This window comes from Micromonospora jinlongensis (assembly GCF_013410645.1).
GTDB lineage: Bacteria > Actinomycetota > Actinomycetes > Mycobacteriales > Micromonosporaceae > Micromonospora > Micromonospora zamorensis.
In genome coordinates this window covers 3,741,111-3,757,782 of sequence record NZ_JACCHK010000001.1, presented here as the reverse complement: position 1 = coordinate 3,757,782, position 16,672 = coordinate 3,741,111, and the positions used below count along the sequence as shown (strand labels likewise).

At 72.7% G+C, this 16,672-nt stretch carries 16 protein-coding genes; 11 read left to right on the top strand and 5 right to left on the bottom strand.

Annotated elements, in window-relative coordinates; genetic code table 11:
• Window positions 1–39: 39 nt before the first annotated feature.
• The 8 genes from HNR22_RS16560 to HNR22_RS16525 all read left to right on the top strand — a co-directional run bounded on the left by HNR22_RS16560 (window position 40) and on the right by HNR22_RS16525 (window position 8,070).
• Entirely contained in the window at window positions 40–1,332 is a 1,293-nt protein-coding gene (locus tag HNR22_RS16560; protein WP_179781117.1) for a hypothetical protein, read from the top strand.
• A gap of 83 nt (window positions 1,333–1,415) precedes the next feature.
• Window positions 1,416–2,807, top strand: a complete 1,392-nt coding sequence (locus HNR22_RS16555) for an efflux RND transporter periplasmic adaptor subunit (RefSeq protein WP_179781116.1) — start codon at window positions 1,416–1,418, stop codon at window positions 2,805–2,807.
• Complete coding sequence (locus HNR22_RS31385; protein ID WP_343059841.1) at window positions 2,804–3,799, top strand: ABC transporter ATP-binding protein; 996 nt, start codon at window positions 2,804–2,806, stop codon at window positions 3,797–3,799. The genes HNR22_RS16555 and HNR22_RS31385 overlap by 4 nt, the downstream gene beginning before the upstream one ends.
• A complete protein-coding gene (locus tag HNR22_RS16545; RefSeq protein ID WP_179781115.1) occupies window positions 3,796–4,980 on the top strand; it encodes an ABC transporter permease in 1,185 nt (394 codons plus the stop codon). The genes HNR22_RS31385 and HNR22_RS16545 overlap by 4 nt, the downstream gene beginning before the upstream one ends.
• 233 nt (window positions 4,981–5,213) lie before the next feature.
• Window positions 5,214–5,423 carry a helix-turn-helix domain-containing protein gene (locus tag HNR22_RS16540; RefSeq protein WP_007465625.1) on the top strand — a complete coding sequence of 70 codons (210 nt, stop codon included), beginning with the start codon at window positions 5,214–5,216 and terminating at the stop codon, window positions 5,421–5,423.
• A 214-nt stretch (window positions 5,424–5,637) separates the two neighbouring features.
• A complete protein-coding gene (locus tag HNR22_RS16535) occupies window positions 5,638–5,739 on the top strand; it encodes a 30S ribosomal protein bS22 (RefSeq protein WP_007465623.1) in 102 nt (33 codons plus the stop codon).
• A 122-nt stretch (window positions 5,740–5,861) separates the two neighbouring features.
• Window positions 5,862–6,935, top strand: a complete 1,074-nt coding sequence (locus HNR22_RS16530; protein WP_179781114.1) for an NAD-dependent epimerase/dehydratase family protein — start codon at window positions 5,862–5,864, stop codon at window positions 6,933–6,935.
• A 55-nt stretch (window positions 6,936–6,990) separates the two neighbouring features.
• The gene (locus tag HNR22_RS16525; RefSeq protein ID WP_218906447.1) at window positions 6,991–8,070 is read left to right on the top strand and encodes a lysophospholipid acyltransferase family protein; all 1,080 of its coding nucleotides are present in this window, start codon (window positions 6,991–6,993) and stop codon (window positions 8,068–8,070) included.
• 1 nt (window position 8,071) lies between these two features.
• Here the strand turns inward: HNR22_RS16525 and HNR22_RS16520 are convergent, their stop codons facing one another.
• From HNR22_RS16520 to HNR22_RS16510, 3 genes are all read right to left on the bottom strand, one after another.
• Window positions 8,072–8,941 (bottom strand): HAD-IB family hydrolase, encoded by an 870-nt coding sequence (locus tag HNR22_RS16520; protein WP_179781113.1) that lies wholly within the window; start codon window positions 8,939–8,941, stop codon window positions 8,072–8,074.
• Between the two features lie 127 nt (window positions 8,942–9,068).
• A complete protein-coding gene (locus HNR22_RS16515) occupies window positions 9,069–9,947 on the bottom strand; it encodes a DUF5667 domain-containing protein (RefSeq protein WP_425488060.1) in 879 nt (292 codons plus the stop codon).
• Window positions 9,948–10,226: 279 nt separating this feature from the next.
• Window positions 10,227–11,180, bottom strand: coding sequence for an ECF subfamily RNA polymerase sigma factor, BldN family (locus HNR22_RS16510; protein WP_179781111.1), 954 nt, complete (start codon window positions 11,178–11,180; stop codon window positions 10,227–10,229).
• A 584-nt stretch (window positions 11,181–11,764) separates the two neighbouring features.
• Here HNR22_RS16510 and HNR22_RS16505 point away from each other — a divergent pair.
• Genes HNR22_RS16505 through HNR22_RS16495 form a run of 3 tightly spaced genes read left to right on the top strand, consistent with a single transcriptional unit; the run spans window position 11,765 to window position 14,320 of the window.
• Window positions 11,765–13,393, top strand: coding sequence for an AMP-binding protein (locus HNR22_RS16505; protein ID WP_179781110.1), 1,629 nt, complete (start codon window positions 11,765–11,767; stop codon window positions 13,391–13,393).
• Window positions 13,383–13,637, top strand: a complete 255-nt coding sequence (locus HNR22_RS16500) for a glutaredoxin family protein (protein WP_030329740.1) — start codon at window positions 13,383–13,385, stop codon at window positions 13,635–13,637. The genes HNR22_RS16505 and HNR22_RS16500 overlap by 11 nt, the downstream gene beginning before the upstream one ends.
• Window positions 13,638–13,657: 20 nt before the next feature.
• Complete coding sequence (locus HNR22_RS16495) at window positions 13,658–14,320, top strand: HAD family hydrolase (RefSeq protein WP_179781109.1); 663 nt, start codon at window positions 13,658–13,660, stop codon at window positions 14,318–14,320.
• Here HNR22_RS16495 and HNR22_RS16490 read toward each other — a convergent pair.
• Together HNR22_RS16490 and HNR22_RS16485 are read right to left on the bottom strand one after the other, a co-directional pair.
• Entirely contained in the window at window positions 14,301–14,954 is a 654-nt protein-coding gene (locus tag HNR22_RS16490) for a response regulator transcription factor (RefSeq protein ID WP_088950337.1), read from the bottom strand. The two genes, HNR22_RS16495 and HNR22_RS16490, sit on opposite strands and share 20 nt — an antisense overlap.
• 53 nt (window positions 14,955–15,007) lie before the next feature.
• A complete protein-coding gene (locus HNR22_RS16485; protein WP_179781108.1) occupies window positions 15,008–16,312 on the bottom strand; it encodes a sensor histidine kinase in 1,305 nt (434 codons plus the stop codon).
• Window positions 16,313–16,672: the final 360 nt, after the last annotated feature.

Below are 16,672 nucleotides of genomic sequence, written 5' to 3'. Positions count from 1 at the left end.
GCCTCGCCCCTCTCAGCAATTGGTCGTACCCTTCGGCGGGTGACTGACGGGGTGCAGCAGCCAGCACCACGGCGGCTCTGGCCGCTGTGGACGGTGCTCGTGGTGGTCTTCCTGCTGCTGGGCTGTGGCCTGCCGGCGCTGCTCGTCGTCGGAGTGATCCGGGAGAACGGCACCCGGTCCACGATCAGCCGGGCCGGGGTCTCGACGGCCGACGATCCCGCCACCGCGGTGGCCCGAGGGCTCGCCGACCGGATGACCGCCCAGCTCCAACGACAGTCCGCGGCCCTGCTCGGCGGCGACCGCACCGGTTTCCTCGCCGTCGCCGACCCCGCCGCGCACGGCGACCTGCGCCGACGCTTTGCCGCGCTACGCGAGCTGAAGGTCACCGTCTGGCGGGCCGAGCCGAGCGGTCTGCCCGCGCCGATCACCGACAAGCCGGGCGAGTGGCGGCTCCTGGTGCGTTTCCAGTACTGCTTCGTCGCACCGAACTGCCAGCCCAGCCCGGTGCTGATCGGCACCCGCTGGCGGGAGAACGGCGACCAGCCCCGGTTGGTCGCCATGGAGGAATCCAGGTCGGCGGAGACCGGCACCCGACCATGGGAGATCAGCGACCTGGCCGTGGCGATCGGCGCGCGGACCATCGTCGCCACCACGCCAGCGCTGCGCGGCAAGCTGCCCGGCCTGCTCGCCCAGGCCGAGGCGGCGGCCAAGGTCGCCGACGGGTACGTGGCGCCGGGGTCGTCGCCGCCGGACCGCTACCGGATCTTCTACGCCGGCCGGAACGAGTGGAAACGCTGGTACGGCGGCGACCGGCCAGAATGGACCGGCGGCTACGCGGTGACAGTGGGCGGCGGCCATCACGAGGTCGTGCTCAACGCCGACGGGCTCTCCAGCAGCGGCACCGACGACCTGCTCCGACACGAGTTGACCCACGCGGCCTCGCTGCCCGAGCGTGGCTACCCGGGTAAGGCGACCTGGTGGCTGGTGGAGGGGCTGGCCGAGTTCGCCGGCGCCGGCGGCCAGGCGGTCGACCGGTACGAGGGGATCGCCGAGGTCCGCAAACTGGTCCGGGGCGGTTGGGACGGCAAGTTGGAGGGCATCAACCCCGCCGACGACGCCTCCGCCGAACGGGTCGGCGGCAGTTACGGCGTGGGCTACCTGGCCGTCCGGCACCTCGTCGACCGGTACGGGCCGCAGCGGTTGCTGGCCTTCTTCAAGATCGTGGTGCACGACCGCAGGACCCTCGACGAGGCCGCCGAGCAGGCGTTCGGCGAGCAGTGGTCGACGCTGCACGACGAGTGCGTCGCGTACGTCCGCGCCGCCGCCGCCTGACCGGCACCTCGTCGTCCAGGGCCTTCGGGCGGGAGTAACCGAGCGGCTGGGGGCGCCCGGACGGCTGGTCGTACCATCGATGGGTGCGCCGCCCTCAGTTGCCGCGGCCCGCCAGCACCACGCGGCCCCGCCTGCTCATCGCCCTGACCGCCGTCGCCGTCCTCACCGCCACCACCGCCGCCTCGTGCGGTGACGACCAGCCGCCTGTCGCGCTCGCCTCGGCCGCCCGCAATCAGGTCAGCGAGGTGATCGACGCGCCGGCGACGGTGACGGCCCGGGCCGCCGCCACCCTGACCGCTCCCGCCGACGGCACCCTGTCCAGCCTGCGTGTCCAACCGGGACAGTCGGTGAAGCGTGGCCAGGTTCTCGCCGTGGTCGACTCGCCCTCCGCCCAGCAGCGGCTGCGGCAGGCGAAGGAGGCGTTGGACGCGGCGAAACGCGCCGGGCGGGGTGTCTCGACGGGTGACCTGACCGGCAGCCGGCGCGACACCGACAAGGCCGCGAACGAGGCGTTCGACGCCGCCCGGAAGGCCGCCGAGAAGATCGCCGACCCGCAGCTGAAGAACGCGCTGCTGACCCAGGTGACGTCCGCCCAGCGGCAGTACACTGCCGCCGCCCGGAGCGCCGACCAGGCCGTCCGCGCGGTGCAGCGGGGGATCAGTGGGCTGAACTCGGCCGTCGGCGCGCTGTCCGCGGCGCAGCGGCTCCAGGCCCAGCAGGGGTACGACCTGGCGAAGTCGACGGTCGACGCGCTGACCCTGCGCGCTCCGATCGCCGGTGTGGTGCAACCCGGCGGCACCCGGGCCGGCGGCGGCGCGACCGGAGGCCTCGCCGGGCTGTTGGAGCAGGCCGGTGGCGCTCAGGCCGCCGGCCTCGACCCGTCGGTGCTGGCGCCCAGCCAGGGTGGACCGCCGGCCGGGGTGGACGACGCGGTCGCGGTCGGCGGCCGGGTCACCGCCGGCACGCCGGTGCTGACCGTGGTCGACACCGGGCAGTTGGGGCTGCTCGCCGAAGTGGACGAGACCGACGTGCTGCTGGTCAAGGCCGGTGTGACGGCCACGGTCGAGCTGGACGCCGTCACCGGCGCCAGCTACGACGCCACCGTCCGGTCGGTCGACGTGCTGCCCACCAGCTCCGCGCAGGGCGGGGTCAGCTACCGGGTACGCCTCGCACTGGGCGCCGGGAAGCTGGCCGAGGACGAGCGCGCCCCGACACCCCGCCCCGGCATGAACGCGATCGTCCACCTGCGGGTCCGCGAGGCCGCCGACGCGGTGACCGTTCCCGCCTCGGCGGTGTTCTCCGCCGACGGGCGGGACGCGGTCTGGGTGGTCCGCGACGGCAAGGCCGGCCGGGCGGCGGTGACCGTGGGCGTCCAGGGGTCGGATCTGGTGCAGATCCTCAACGGTGTCCAACCCGGTGACCGGATCGTGGTGCGCGGCACCGACCAGGTGCGCGACGGCCAGGAGGTGCGGTGACCGGCGCACCGCCGGCGATCGAGGCGGTGGACGTGTCCCGGACGTACCACCTCGACGGGGTGTCCGTCGAGGCGTTGCGCGGGGTGTCGCTGGTCGTGCAACCGGGGGACTACGTGGCCCTGGTCGGCCCGTCCGGCTCGGGCAAGTCCACGCTCATGCACCTCCTCGGTGGGCTGGACCGGCCGACCGGTGGCCGTCTGGTGATCGGCGGGCGGGACGTCAACGCGCTGGCCCCGCCGGAGATGGCCACACTGCGCAACGAGACGATCGGCTTCGTCTTCCAGGCGTTCCACCTGCTGCCGCGTACCTCGGCGGTGGAGAACGTGGCCCTGCCGCTGGTCTACCGGGGTGTGTCGGCGCGGCAGCGCCGGGAGCGGGCGGCGGCGATGCTCGGCCGGGTCGGCCTCGGGCACCGACTGGACCACCGGCCCAACCAGATGTCCGGCGGTGAGCAGCAACGGGTCGCCATCGCCCGCGCGCTGGTCACCGAACCGACGGTGCTGTTGGCCGACGAGCCCACCGGCAACCTGGACAGCGTCACCGGCGCGGCCGTGCTGGAGCTGTTGGAGCGGTTGAACGCGGAGTCCGGGGTGGCGCTGGTGATGGTCACCCACGATCAGGAGGTGGCGGCTCGGGCCCGTCGCCGGATCACGATGCGCGACGGCGTGGTCGTGGCGGACAGCGCCGCAGTCGACAGCGCCGCGGCCGCACACCCGGCAACCGCCGACGACCCGCACCCCGACCATGATCGACCGCCGTCCGTTGATCACGGTCGACCTGCGACACTGGTCCCCGCTCCCAGCGCGGAGCCCCGGTCCGCGTCCGGAAGCGGTCCGGGGCACCCGTCCGGTGGCTCCGGTGGCGCCGCCGGAGCCACCGGGCGCCTTCCGCACGAGGTCGAGCGGCCCGAGACCGACCCACGCGACGTCCCCCCGGGCGCCGCCGACTCCCCGGGTGATCCCCGGACCGGCCGGCCCGGAGGCGCGGCGTGAGGGTCGCCGAGGCGTGGCGGGTGGCGCTGGACGCCCTACGGGCCAACCGGTTGCGCAGCGCGCTGACCATGCTCGGGGTGATCATCGGGGTGGCCTCGGTGGTCCTGCTGGTGGCGATCGGCACCGGCACCAAGCAGAAGGTCGAGCAACAGGTCGAGGGCCTCGGCTCCAATCTGCTGCTGGTCGTCCCCGGCCGGATCGAGGTGGGCAACGCGCCGGTGGTCTCGCCGCTGACCCTCAAGGACGTGGACGCCGTCACCCGGGTGGTCGGCGATCCGGACCGGGTGGCGGTCACCGTCGCCTCCGGTGCGACCGCGCGAGCCGGCACCCGCTCCGACTTCACGACAGTGCAGGGGGTGCTGGAGACCACCCCGGCGGTGTTCACCCGGTCGCTGGCCCGGGGCCGCTACCTCACCGGCACCGACGTGGACACCAGCCGGCGGGTGGCGGTGCTCGGCGACTCGGTGGCCCGCGCGCTCTTCCCCGACCGGGACCCGCTCGGCCAGCAGGTGGCGCTGGCCGGGGTGCGGTTCCGGGTGATCGGCGTCTTCGCGCCGCTGGGGCAGAGCCTCGGCGTCGACCGGGACGACGAGGTGCACGTACCGGTGACCGCCGCGCAGCGACTGTGGGGCACCCAGCGGGTGGACGGCATCGCGGTGAAGGCACCCGACCGGGAGCGCATCGACGAACTGGGCGAACGGATCGTCGCCGAACTGAACCGCCGCCACCCCGACACCGAGTTCAGTGCGGTCACCCAGCAGCAGATCCTCGGTGTGCTCGGTGACATCCTCGGCGTCCTCACCGGCGTCCTGGCCGCCATCGCCGGCATCTCGTTGCTCGTCGGCGGCGTCGGTGTCTCCAACATCATGCTGGTCAGCGTCCGGGAACGGACCCGGGAGATCGGGCTGCGCAAGGCCGTCGGCGCGCGCCCGCGCGACATCGGGGTGCAGTTCCTGCTCGAAGCGGTGCTGCTCACCACGATCGGCGGGCTGACCGGGATGGCGCTGGGCGTGGGGACCGCCCTGCTGGTCAACGCGCTGTCGCCGATCCCCGCCGCGATCACCTGGTGGTCGTTGGCGCTCGCCTTCGGCGTCTCGGCGGTGGTGGGCATCGTCTTCGGGGTCGTGCCCGCGCAGCGCGCCGGCCGGCTCGACCCGGTGGTCGCGCTGCGCGCCGAATGAGCGAGCAACCGGGACGCCAGGTGGGCGTTGGAGCAACCGGACGCCGGTCGCAGGCGGGCAGATACCGGGAGCACGGATCGGGTGAACCAGCGATCGAAGCATGATCAGTTGTACGAAGGGATCGCGCCGGTCACAACCGCCCCGCTACCGTACTGGTAACACGCGCGTCGCCGGCCCGGCCCGGAGCATCCCTCGGGTTGGCACGCGCCGGGCATGGGATGGGTCGGTGAGCCATGGCCGGGTCGCAGTCCGACGGACGGCTGTCGGAGGTCAAGTTCCTGACCGTCGCTGAGGTGGCGACGGTCATGCGGGTGTCGAAGATGACGGTCTATCGACTGGTGCACAGCGGTGAGCTCACCGCCGTCCGGGTCGGCCGCTCATTCCGGGTGCCCGAGCATGCGGTGCACGAATATCTTCGGGGTGCTTTTCAGGAAACCGCCTGAGCCACCGTTCCGCCCTCCAGGTGCCACGTAACCGGCATCGACGGGGGCGCGTTGGTCCGGCTGACGCTCTCCGGCTACCCTGGAGCCCGACCGAGACCCCACCGGTGCGCCCCGCCGCCCAGACTGGTCCGGTCCGTTGTCCGCAAGCGGTCGCCGTCGCCACCTGCGTGGTGTCATCCGGTCCGCCCCGAACGTTGTATCGAAAGGCTGTCGTATGGGCTCGGTGGTCAAGAAGCGCCGTAAGCGCATGGCTAAGAAGAAGCACCGCAAGCTGCTGCGCAAGACCCGCGTCCAGCGTCGCCGTCTCGGCAAGTGATCGCCGCCGGGCTCCTAGCCCGGCGTTCGGCGTCACTTGCCAAACTGTCGACCCCCGGAGGCTCAGGTGATCAGGCCGTGGTCGTCCCGGCTCGATCCATCCTGCCGGGGTAGGTGCGTCAGATGACCCCCGGTGGCACCTCAGGTGCTCCGGGGGTCGTCGTCGTCACCGGGGTCGGCCGCTATCTGGGTGCCCACGTGGCGGCCCGACTCGCCGCCGACCCGCGGATCGAGCGGGTCATCGGGGTGGACGCACCGGACTCGGGCACCGAGTTCACCGACCTGCTCGACCGGGTCGAACGGATCCGCGTCGACAACGAAGCGCTCGGTGGGCTCCTCGCCGACCTGGACGTCGACGCGGTGGTGCACCTCGCGCTGGTCAGCTCTCCCGACCCGCAGCACGGTGGCCGGTCGGCCATGAAGGACCAGAACGTCATCGGCACCATGCACCTGCTGGCCGCGTGCCAACGGGCACCCCGGCTGCGCAAGATCGTGGTCCGCTCGTCCACCGCCGCGTACGGGGTGTCGTTCCGGGACCCGGCGGTCTTCACCGAGGAGACCGAGCCACGCGAGGTCCCGCGCGGCGGTTTCGGCCGCGACATCCTCGACCTTGAGGGGTACGTCCGTGGTTTCCGGCGCCGTCGGTCCGACGTCACCGCGACGGTGCTGCGCTTCGCGCCGTTCATCGGCTCGACCGCCGACACCACGTTGACCCGCTACTTCGCGCAGCCCTTCGTGCCGACAGTCTTCGGCCGCGACCCCCGTCTGCAGTTCCTGCACTTCGACGACGCGTTGGAGGTGCTGCACCGGTCGATCGTGGAGGATCACCCGGGCACGTACAACGTCGCCGGCCCCGGGGTGTTGTCGCTGTCCCAGGCGATCCGGCGAGCCGGCCGGGTGGCCGTGCCGGTGTTGGAACCGGGCCTCTCCGGTGCCGCCGCGCTGGCCCGCACCATGGGTTTCGGCCGTTACGGCCTGGACCAGGTCGACCTCTTCGTGCACGGCCGGGTGGTCGACACCAGCCGACTTGAGCAGGAGTACGGCTTCACGCCCCGCTCCACCGCCAAGGCGTTCGAGGACTTCATCCGCGCCCACCAGGGTGGGGTGGTGGTCACCCGGGGTCAGTTGGCCGCTGCCGAGCAGCTCGTCCTGGACGGCATCCGGCAGGTCCGCTCCGCGGTTCAGGAGCGGCCATGAGCGCGAGGAGTCAGCCGGTTGTGCGAGCCGCGCAGTCGCCAACCGAGGTGGCGTCATGACCGGGCCGGCAGAGGGGCGTGACCCGCAGGGGGTCGGGCGCTTCGACGTACCCCAGCAGTCGCCCGCACCGGATGCGGAGCCGGCGCGGCGCAACGGGCATCGGCCGGCGGCGCGGGTCGCCCCGACGCCCACGCCGGCCGACGAGGTCGACACCGCGGCCACCGACGAGCCCGTCGGCGCGGGCGACGCCTCGACGCCGGGTGGCACCCCTCCGGCCGTGGCGGACCGGCCGGGGGACCACTGGGACCGCAAGGTCGCCAACGGGCTGGCGTTCCTGCGCCGACGGCTCGCCGGCGACTACGAGGTCGACGAGTTCGGCTTCGACCCGGAGTTGACCGACGCGGTCTTCCACCCGCTGCTGCGGCTGCTCTACCGGGACTGGTTCCGCACCGAGGTCAGTGGGGTGGAGCACGTGCCGGTCGGCGGGCCCGCCCTGGTGGTCGGCAACCACTCGGGGACGGTGGCGCTGGACGCGTTGATCCTCTCGGCTGCCCTGCACGACAAGCACCCTGCCCACCGCTACCTTCGGCTGCTCGGCGCCGACCTGGTCTTCCGGATGCCGGTGGTCTCCGAGCTCGCCCGCAAGACCGGCGGCACGGTGGCCTGCAACCCGGACGCCGAGCGGCTGCTCGGTGGGGGAGACCTGGTCGGTGTGTTCCCCGAGGGCTTCAAGGGGGTCGGCAAGCTCTACGCCGACCGGTACAAGCTGCAACGGTTCGGGCGGGGCGGTTTCGTCTCGGCGGCGCTGCGCACCGGCACCCCGATCGTGCCGGTCGCCATCGTCGGTGGCGAGGAGATCTACCCGATGCTCGCCGACATCAAGCCCCTGGCCCGGCTGCTCAAGCTGCCCTACTTCCCGGTCACGCCGACCTTCCCGTGGCTCGGCCCGCTGGGCATGGTGCCGCTGCCCAGCAAGTGGCTGATCGAGTTCTGCCCGCCCATCCCGACGGCCCACCTGACCGACTCGGCGGACGACCCGCTGGTGGTGTTCAACCTCGCCGACCAGGTGCGGGAGACCATCCAGCAGACCCTGCACACGTTGCTGGAGCGACGGCCCGACCCGTTCGGCCCCTGAGTCAGTCGGCGCGGCGGCGGCGCTGCAACGCCAGGCCGGCGGTGACCGCGCCGGCGACCAGACCGGCCGCCGCGGTCGACGGCACGGCGATCTTGACCGCGCGCCGGCCGGTGCGGAAGTCCCGTACCTCCCAGCCGTGCTGGCGGGCCTGCCGCAGCAGGGTGCCGTCCGGGTTGACGGCCACCGCCCTGCCCACCGCACGGAGCAGCGGCAGGTCGTTGGCCGAGTCGCTGTAGGCCGCGCAGCGGGTCAGATCGAGCCCTTCCACCGCGGCGAGATGGGTGACCGCCTCGGCCTTCGCCGGCCCGTGCATCAGGTCACCCACCAACCGCCCGGTGTACGCCCCGTCCGCGATCTCGGCCACCGTGCCGATGGCACCGGTCAGGCCGAGCCGTGCGGCGATCACCCGGCCGATCTCCACCGGGGCCGCGCTGACCAGCCACACCCGCTGGCCGGCGCCCAGGTGACCTCGGGCGAGCTGGTGGGTGCCGGCCCAGATCCGGGGAGCCATCATCTCGTCGAAGATCTCCTCGGCGAGGCGCTCCACCTCGTCGACCCGCCAGCCTTGGACGAAGGCCAGCGCGGCCTCCTTGGCCAGCGACATGTCACCGGCGTGCTCCCGGGCCAGCAGCCGGAACCGGAGCTGCTGCCAGGCGAACCGGGCAAGGTCGGAGGTGGTGACGTAGTTCCGGGAGGCGAGCCCGCGGGCGAACCAGTAGATCGAGGCGCCCTGCATCATGGTGTTGTCCACGTCGAAGAACGCCGCGGCCGTCGAATCCGGTGCGGTAGCCGGGGCGAGGTCGGTCTCCGCCCAGCCCGCGGTGTGCCCCTCGGCGTCGGTGCTGACCGTCACCTTACGGCTGCGCGCCACGCGACTCCCTTTCTCACCGGTACGACGGATGCCTCCCAGCGAAGGGTAGCCGCCGGATACGGTCGACCGGCCGAGCACAGAACGAACTGTGGCGCGGCCGGTCGGACCTGCGGTATAGGGGTGCGGGTCAGCGCGCCCCGGGGCAGGCGCTCGGGTTGGGGCCGAGGGTGTCGCTGGCGGTCGGGGCCGGGAGGCCGCAGGCGACTGCCGCGCGCAGCGCATCCGAACGCTCCCGGATGGTGTCCAGGAGGACCAGCGACCGTTGGGTCCGGGCCCGGTCGGCGCGGGTGCTCCCGTCGAGCAGGCCACTCACCGCCCGGCGTTGGCCCGAGACGAAGGTGTTGAGTGTGTCCAGGCTGCCCGACTCGGCCCGCTGCACGGCGGCGGCGGTCAGCAGGCGTACGCCCTGCCGGGTGTCGGCGTCCATATCGTCGAGGACCGCGCTGTAGCCGATCCGGTCGCCGCGCAGCTTGGCTGCCTCGCCGACTCTGGTCCGGGCGAAGTCCAGGAAGAGCTGGCCGCGGCTGATGTCCGAGCTGGCCAGGGCGAGTTGCGCGCGTTCGGTCGAGCGCTTCATGCCGTAGAGGGCGTCGCCGGGCACGGCGTTCTCGCTGGCGGCGGAGATGCCGGAGACCGCGATGGCGCCGGCCGCGATGCCGATCAGGATCGCGCCACGGGCTCGGGCCCGCCGGGCGGTGACCGCCGGCAGGAGCCGCCCGCGGGTCGTCGTCGTGGTGGTTGGTTCGGTGGCCGCCGGTGCGGTGCCCAGCCCTTCGCGTTCGGCGGTCGCGAGCAGCATTGCCCGCAGGCCGGTACGGAAGTCCGGGTTCACCTCCACAGCCGGAGGGTCGACGGTGAGCCGCTGACCAACCGCGACGAGCGACGCGAGCTGACCGTCCACCCGGGATCGCACGTGGTGTCGTCGAGCGCCGTTGGCCTCGTCGAGAAGCTGCGCGAAGCGCTCGGCGCGCCGGCGGGAGAAGAGGATGTTGTCCACCGCAGGCACCTCCTCTCGCTGGTCACGGCCGGTCGGCCGCGGTCGTTGCCAGCGACCGGGCGGCAGTGTGACACCACGGAGGTGAGGTGCCGCCGGCGTGCCGGTCGGACCTCGTGCCCCGGGCCTGCCAGGACATCCACCGGTCGCACCCGGAGAAACGCGGCGGACCGGGCACGGGTTACGGGCCTGGCGGGCCGGAAATTACAGAAAGTGATCGTCGTCACCGGGCGGGACCGACTCTGACCTGCAAGGACGTTGATCGGCGTCCATCGGCCCCGCCGAAACAATCTACGGCTGGAAGCCGTCGGGAAGGAGGCGGGCCAGGGCGCGAACCGCCCGGTACTGGAGGGCCTTGATGGCGCCCTCGTTCTTGCCCATCGCACGGGCCGTCTCGGCGACCGAGAAGCCCTGGAGGAAGCGGAGCACGATGCACTCCTGCTGCTCCGGGTTGAGCTGTTTGACGGCGGTGAGCAGCGCGACGTTGGTGATGTGCTCCACCACCGCGGCCTCCGGGCTGCCCTCCGGGCCCCGGTCCTCCCGGTCGGCGTCGAGCACGTCGCCGGTGGTGACCTCCAGCCGGTAGCGGCCCGACTTGAAGTGGTCCGCGACCAGGTTGCGGGCGATCGTCACCAGCCAGGCGCCGAGGTCTCGGCCCTGCCAGGTGAAGCTGCCGATCCGCTTGAGCGCGCGCAGGAAGGTGTCCGAGGTGAGGTCCTCGGCGAGTTGCCGGTTGCCGACCCGGAAGTAGACGAATCGGAACACCGTGTCCACGTACCGGTCGTAGATCAGACCGAACGCCTCGGACTCGCCGGCCTGGGCCCGCTCGATCAGCGTCCAGACCTCGGTGGCGGGGTCGGACGGGTCCGGGCGGCTCGGGAAGCCGGTCGGGGTGGTGGCGGTGGTGGCCGGCACTGCCGGGATCACCGCTGTCTCACCCGCCGCCGGGTCGGTGGTCACCGCTGGTGTGTCGCTGACCCGTCGTCCCTGCGCGGGCAACGGTCGGGGCGGTACGGCGACGCGCCCCCCGGGCGGTCCACCGTTCCCGCCCGGCACCGCGGGGCGTGGCGTCGGTTCGTTGTGGTGTGGCCGGCTGCGTGTCCGATGCGCCGCGCCGTCGCCCCGCACGGCGGTGCCGTGTGGGTCGTCCAGCGGGGAACGGGCCATCGGCCGCTCGTTGACGTGTGAGCGGGCCGGCTGACCGGTCAGGCCGAGCGGGCGTTCCGCGTAACCGAAGGTGGTCACCGGGCTGCCCCCGTCCCGTTGGCCACCGGACGGGCCGGTCTGTAGGTCATCGGGACGGGCCGACCGGGATCCCGGTCGGGCAGGACGGTCATGGGAGTTGCCGGCGGGCGGCAACTCCCATGGAGGTGCTGGTCCAATGCGCTCACAGGCACGGGGGCCTCCTCGGGCTGAGGGGTGTCGACTCACGGCAAATGGGGTGACCCGACCCGAGTGATGATAGGGCCAACGTCACCCGCGCGTGGCAAGTCCGTTACACAAGGCGGAAGTATTTCCCGCTCCGCCGCACCGGTGGCGGACCGGTTGTCCGTCGTGTGCGTTTGACTTTGCGTCGGTGCGGTGTTCCAGGATGGATCACCTGGTCCGGGGCTGATTGCCCGTTCGGCTGGTCGCCGCGCCGGGCGGCCGCGCTCGCTTGGCCGAGGCGTCTGTGGACGGTTTGGACCGTCCCATCGACAGGACCAGGCCGGACCGTCGGCGGCACACAGGAGAGTCCCGTTGATGGGACTTTCGCAGTGCCGCTCCCGGGCGCTGGCCCACCTGTCGGCCATAGTCTGTCGCCGCGCGCTGTGCCAGACTCGATCACCGTGCAGGACTCCTCGGCAAACCCCGCGCCGAACCTCGCCGACCGGGTCCGCCGGGCGGCTCTCGACCGCGATGACCGGGCCGCGCTGCACTGGCGCGACCAGACACTCAGCTGGTCCGACCTGGATGCCGCGGTGGACGCCGTCGCACGTGGCCTGTCGGCCGCCGCGCCGCCCAGCGACCCCGGCGGTACACCGCCGCGCGTCGCGATCGCGCTGCCCAACACGCTCGACTTCGTGGTCACCTGGCTCGGCGCCCTGCGCGCCGGGCTGGTCGCCGTGCCGGTCAACCCCGGCTTCACCGCCCCGGAGCTGCGGCACGTGCTGGCCGACTCCGGCGCGTCGGTGCTCATCGCCACCGATCAGGTCCGGAGCCTGGTCGCCGACGTGGCCGCCGAGCTGCCCGCGCTCGGCCACGTGTCCGGCACCCCGCCGACCTCCGAGGCACCCGGACCGCCGGCCCGCCCGCGACGAGGCGGTGCCGACCTGGCTGTACTGCTCTACACCTCCGGCACCGAGGGGCGGCCCAAGGGGGCGATGCTCTCGCACCAGGCGCTGCTCGCCAACCACGAGCAGGTCGACGGGATCCAGCCGCCGGTGGTCGGCCCGACGGACACCGTGCTGCTCGCGTTGCCGCTGTTCCACGCGTACGGGCTCAACTCGGGGCTCGGCGCGGTCGTCCACCATGGCGCGACCGGCGTGCTGCTCGACGAGCCGGGCCCGACGGCAGGGCTGGACGAGATCGCCCGGCACCGGGTCAGCGTGCTGGTCGGCGTACCGTCGATGTTCCTGACCTGGGCCGATGCCCCCGCGGCCCGCGCGGCGACCGCGTCGGTGCGGGTGGCGGTCTGCGGCGCGGCGCCGCTGGAGCCCGCCGTCGCGGCGCGCTTCACCGAGGCCACCGGTCATCAGGTGCACATCGGGTACGGCCTCACCGAGACCGCCCCGGTGCTCACCTCCACCCTGGTCGGTGGTGTGGCCAAGGCGGGTTCGATCGGTCGGCCACTGCCCGGTGTGCGGCTGCGCCTGATCGGCGCCGACGGGGTGGACCTGTGGCGCGACGGGCTGACCGTTCCCGACGACGACCCCGATGAGCTGGACATCTCCGATGTGTCGCCGGGCACCGACCCGGGGCAGATCGTCGTGTCCGGCCCCAACCTCTTCGACGGTTACTGGCCCGACGGTCGGGGCGGCCCGGACGCCGACGGCTGGTGGGGCACCGGCGACATCGCGTACGCCGACGAGGACGGTGACCTCTTCCTGGTCGACCGGCTCGGCGAGCTGATCCTGGTCAACGGGTTCAACGTCTATCCGCACGAGGTCGAACTGGTGCTCACCGGGCACCCCGGGGTGGCCGAGTCGGCGGTACTGGGTGTGCCGCACCCGCGGACCGGCGAGACTGTGCGGGCGTACGTGGTGCCGGCGCCCGGGCGACCGGTGACCGGCGACGAGCTGCTCGCCCACTGCGCACGGAACCTGGCCCGGTTCAAGTGCCCGACCGCCGTCGAGTTCGTCGACGCCCTGCCGCACTCGGCGATCGGCAAGGTACGAAAGGTCCAGCTCCGGCCGGCGACGCCAGCCGACCCGCCCGCACCCGCCGACACCCGCACGGAGGTAACCGATGGCCACTGACGCCCGGCTCGCCCTGATCACCCGCCCCGGCTGCCACCTGTGCGACGACGCCAAGGCCGCGCTCGACCGGGTGGTGGCGGTCACCGGCGACAAGTGGGTCGAGTGGGACGTCACCGGCGACGAGGGGCTGGAGCGGGAGTACGGAGACCGGCTGCCGGTGGTGATGCTCGACGGCAAGGAGCACGGCTACTGGCGGGTCGAGGAGGACCGGCTGCTGCGGGACCTGACCACCCCGCAGCTCTGAGCGGTGCCTAAGGTGTCCTGATGACCCCTGCACACCCTCATCTCGTGTGGGACTGGAACGGGACGCTGCTCAACGACCTCAGCCTGGTGGTGTCCGCCACCAACGTCGTGTTCGCGAGCCTGGGCGGGCCGACGGTCACCCTGGACGAGCACCGGGTGCGGTTCCGCCGACCGATCGCCGAGTACTACGCCGAGGTGCTCGGCCAGGCCGTCGACGACGACGAGTTCGGCCGACTGGACCGGATCTTCCACGACGCGTACCGCACCGGGTTGACCACCTGTGAGCTGGCCGCCGACGCGCGCACCGCGATGGCCGCCTGGCCGGGCAGTCAGAGCCTGCTCTCCATGTGGTTCCACGAGGAGCTGGTGCCGACCGTGCACACGTACGGGCTGACCGGCCACTTCGCCCGGGTCGACGGGCTGCGGGCCACGGTCGGCGGCGGCCGTAAGGCCGAGTCGCTGCAACTGCACCTGGCCGAGTTGGGCGTGGACGGCGCCTCGGTGGTGCTGATCGGCGACTCCATCGACGACGCGGACGCGGCCCTCGCGGTGGGCGGCCGTGCGGTGCTCTACACCGGCGGGTTCACCGACCCGGCCCGGCTGCGTGACTCCGGTCACCCGGTGGCCGACACGCTCACCGACGCGGTGACCCTGGCCCGGGAGATCAGTTCCGCAGGTAGGTGAGGACGGCCAGCACCCGCCGGTGCTGCTCGGTGTCGGGCGGCAGGGTGAGCTTGGTGAAGATGTTGCGCACGTGCTTCTCCACCGCGCCGTCGCTGACCACCAGGGAGCGGGCGATGGCCGTGTTCGAGCGGCCCTCGGCCATCAGGGCGAGCACCTCGCGCTCGCGGGGGGTCAGCTCGCTCAGTGGGTCGTCGCGGCGGCGTCGGGCGAAGAGCTGACCGACCACCTCCGGGTCGAGCACCGTGCCGCCGGCCGCCACCCTGCGCAGCGCGTCCAGGAACTCGTCGATCGCGGCCACCCGGTCCTTGAGCAGGTAGCCGATTCCGCCGCCGGCACCGCCGGTGGTGGCGAGCAGATCATCGGCGTACGAGACCTCGACGTACTGGGAGAGCACCAGGATCGGGGTACGCGGCACCAACCGGCGTGCCTCCACCGCTGCTCGCAGCCCCTCGTCGGTGTGCGACGGCGGCATCCGGACGTCGACGATCGACACGTCCGGGCGGTGCTCCACCACCGCCTCGACCAGCGCGTCGCCGTCCCCGACGGCGGCCACCACCTGGTGGCCGCTCTCGGTGAGCAGCCGGACCAGCCCCTCCCGGAGCAGGACGGCGTCGTCCGCGATCACGATGCGCATGGCTGTGTTGTCTACCACGTCCGGCCCGTAGTGGGGGCGCGGCACGGGACTGATCACAGCGGGAGCTCAGCGCGGATCTCGGTGGGGCCGCCGGCCGGGCTGACCACCACCAGTTCACCGCCGGCGGCCCGGACCCGGTCGGCGATGCCAGCCAGCCCGTGCCCCTTGGCCAGGTGCGCGCCGCCCTGACCGTCGTCGCCCACCCGCACCTGGAGGTGGGCGCCCTGCCGGGCGACCGCCACCACGGCCTCGGTGGCCCGGGCGTGCTTGGCGACGTTGGTCAGCGCCTCGGACACCACGAAGTACGCGGTGTTCTCCACCGCCGGGTCGAGCCGCCCGCCCGGGGTGCCGAGCTGCGGATCCACCTGGAGCTCGATCGGGATCAGCCCACGCGCGGCGATCGCGGCCAGGGCGCTGGGCAGGCCCCGGTCGACCAGGATCGGCGGGGCGATGCCCCGGGACAGCGCCCGCAGCTCGGCCAGCGTGTCCCGGGTCTGGGTGACCGCCTCGTCGATGGTCCGGCCGGCCGCCTCCGGGTCGGAGGCGAGCTGCATCCGGGCCCGGCTGAGGTCCATCGCCAGGCGGACCAGGCGCTGCTGGGGGCCGTCGTGGATGTCGCGTTCCAACCGACGTAGCGCGGATGCCTCGGCGGACACGGCGGCCCGCTTCTGCTCCTCCAGCACGGTGATCCGGTCGCGCATCTCGGCCACCCCGGTCAGCATGGCCTTGGCGAAGCTGGCCTGGAGAAGCGCGCAACCCCGGACCACGATCGGCAGGGTGATCAGGAAGAACACCCCGGTCGCGGTGTACAGGCCGATTCGGGCCGTGGTCGAGTCGCCCAGACCGAGCAGTTGGGCCAGGTCCTTGTCACCCTCGCCGTCGGCTCGGGGAAGGGCCCAGTCGTAGGCCCAGTACAGCGAGCCGGCGATCGCTCCGGCCCACCAGACCAGGGCCACCACGAAGGTGCCGACCGCAGCGATCAGCCGCAGGATGCCGTGCGCCAGGTCGAGCCAGGACTGGGCGTCCCGCATCGGCACGAAGATCCGCCGCCAGGCGTTCGCGCCCGTCTCGGGCAGCCGGTAGTGCGGCCGGATCCGGGGCTGCCGGAGCACCGCGGGCAGCCGCAGCCGCTCGATGTCGGCGAGCCCGCGGGCGGCGTACAGGGTGCCGCTGAGGATCGGCAGGCCGACCACCGTCACCACCAGGCCGATGCCGACCGCGGTGCCGACGATGAGGACCACGAAGCTGGCCACCGCCAGGGGCAGGCCGAGCAGCACGTACCCGGAGTCGACGAAGAGTTGGCGGGGGATGCTCGGTGCCAGCGTCGGTGGGTCGCTGGTGGCGGCAACGGCGGTCATGCCCAAAAGGCTAGGCATTCGGACTTCGGGTCCCCATCCCGAAGCCCTGCCTCTCCCCCGTAGTGCTGCCCCTACCACCCGGGGGACAGCCCCGGAAGGCTCGGCGCGGGATTGGTCAGAGAAGTCGGGATTGAGCAATAATCGCCCGGGCGGCGTGGGCGGAGGCCCGTCGGATCGATCTTGCGGAATGGAGGTGCTGGTGAGGTTGCGTGACGCAGCGGCAAGATCGCGATTTGTGCACGTCTTCACAAGCGCCTACTCTGTGACTCCGACGCGCCCTGCTAGCACAGCCGGCAATCTCGGTCGCCAGCGGGAGTCCATAAGCGGCCGACCAGCGGAGTTGGCCGAGGATCGCACCGC

What these genes read in the sequence shown, in the direction of transcription:
- HNR22_RS16530 (WP_179781114.1), top strand. Translation starts at nt 5,862, where the DNA reads ATGACCCCCGGTGGCACCTCAGGTGCTCCGGGGGTCGTCGTCGTCACC.
- HNR22_RS16490 (WP_088950337.1), bottom strand. Translation starts at nt 14,954, where the DNA reads ATGCGCATCGTGATCGCGGACGACGCCGTCCTGCTCCGGGAGGGGCTG.
- HNR22_RS16525 (WP_218906447.1), top strand. Translation starts at nt 6,991, where the DNA reads ATGACCGGGCCGGCAGAGGGGCGTGACCCGCAGGGGGTCGGGCGCTTC.
- HNR22_RS16485 (WP_179781108.1), bottom strand. Translation starts at nt 16,312, where the DNA reads ATGACCGCCGTTGCCGCCACCAGCGACCCACCGACGCTGGCACCGAGC.
- HNR22_RS16495 (WP_179781109.1), top strand. Translation starts at nt 13,658, where the DNA reads ATGACCCCTGCACACCCTCATCTCGTGTGGGACTGGAACGGGACGCTG.
- HNR22_RS16500 (WP_030329740.1), top strand. Translation starts at nt 13,383, where the DNA reads ATGGCCACTGACGCCCGGCTCGCCCTGATCACCCGCCCCGGCTGCCAC.
- HNR22_RS16535 (WP_007465623.1), top strand. Translation starts at nt 5,638, where the DNA reads ATGGGCTCGGTGGTCAAGAAGCGCCGTAAGCGCATGGCTAAGAAGAAG.
- HNR22_RS16540 (WP_007465625.1), top strand. Translation starts at nt 5,214, where the DNA reads ATGGCCGGGTCGCAGTCCGACGGACGGCTGTCGGAGGTCAAGTTCCTG.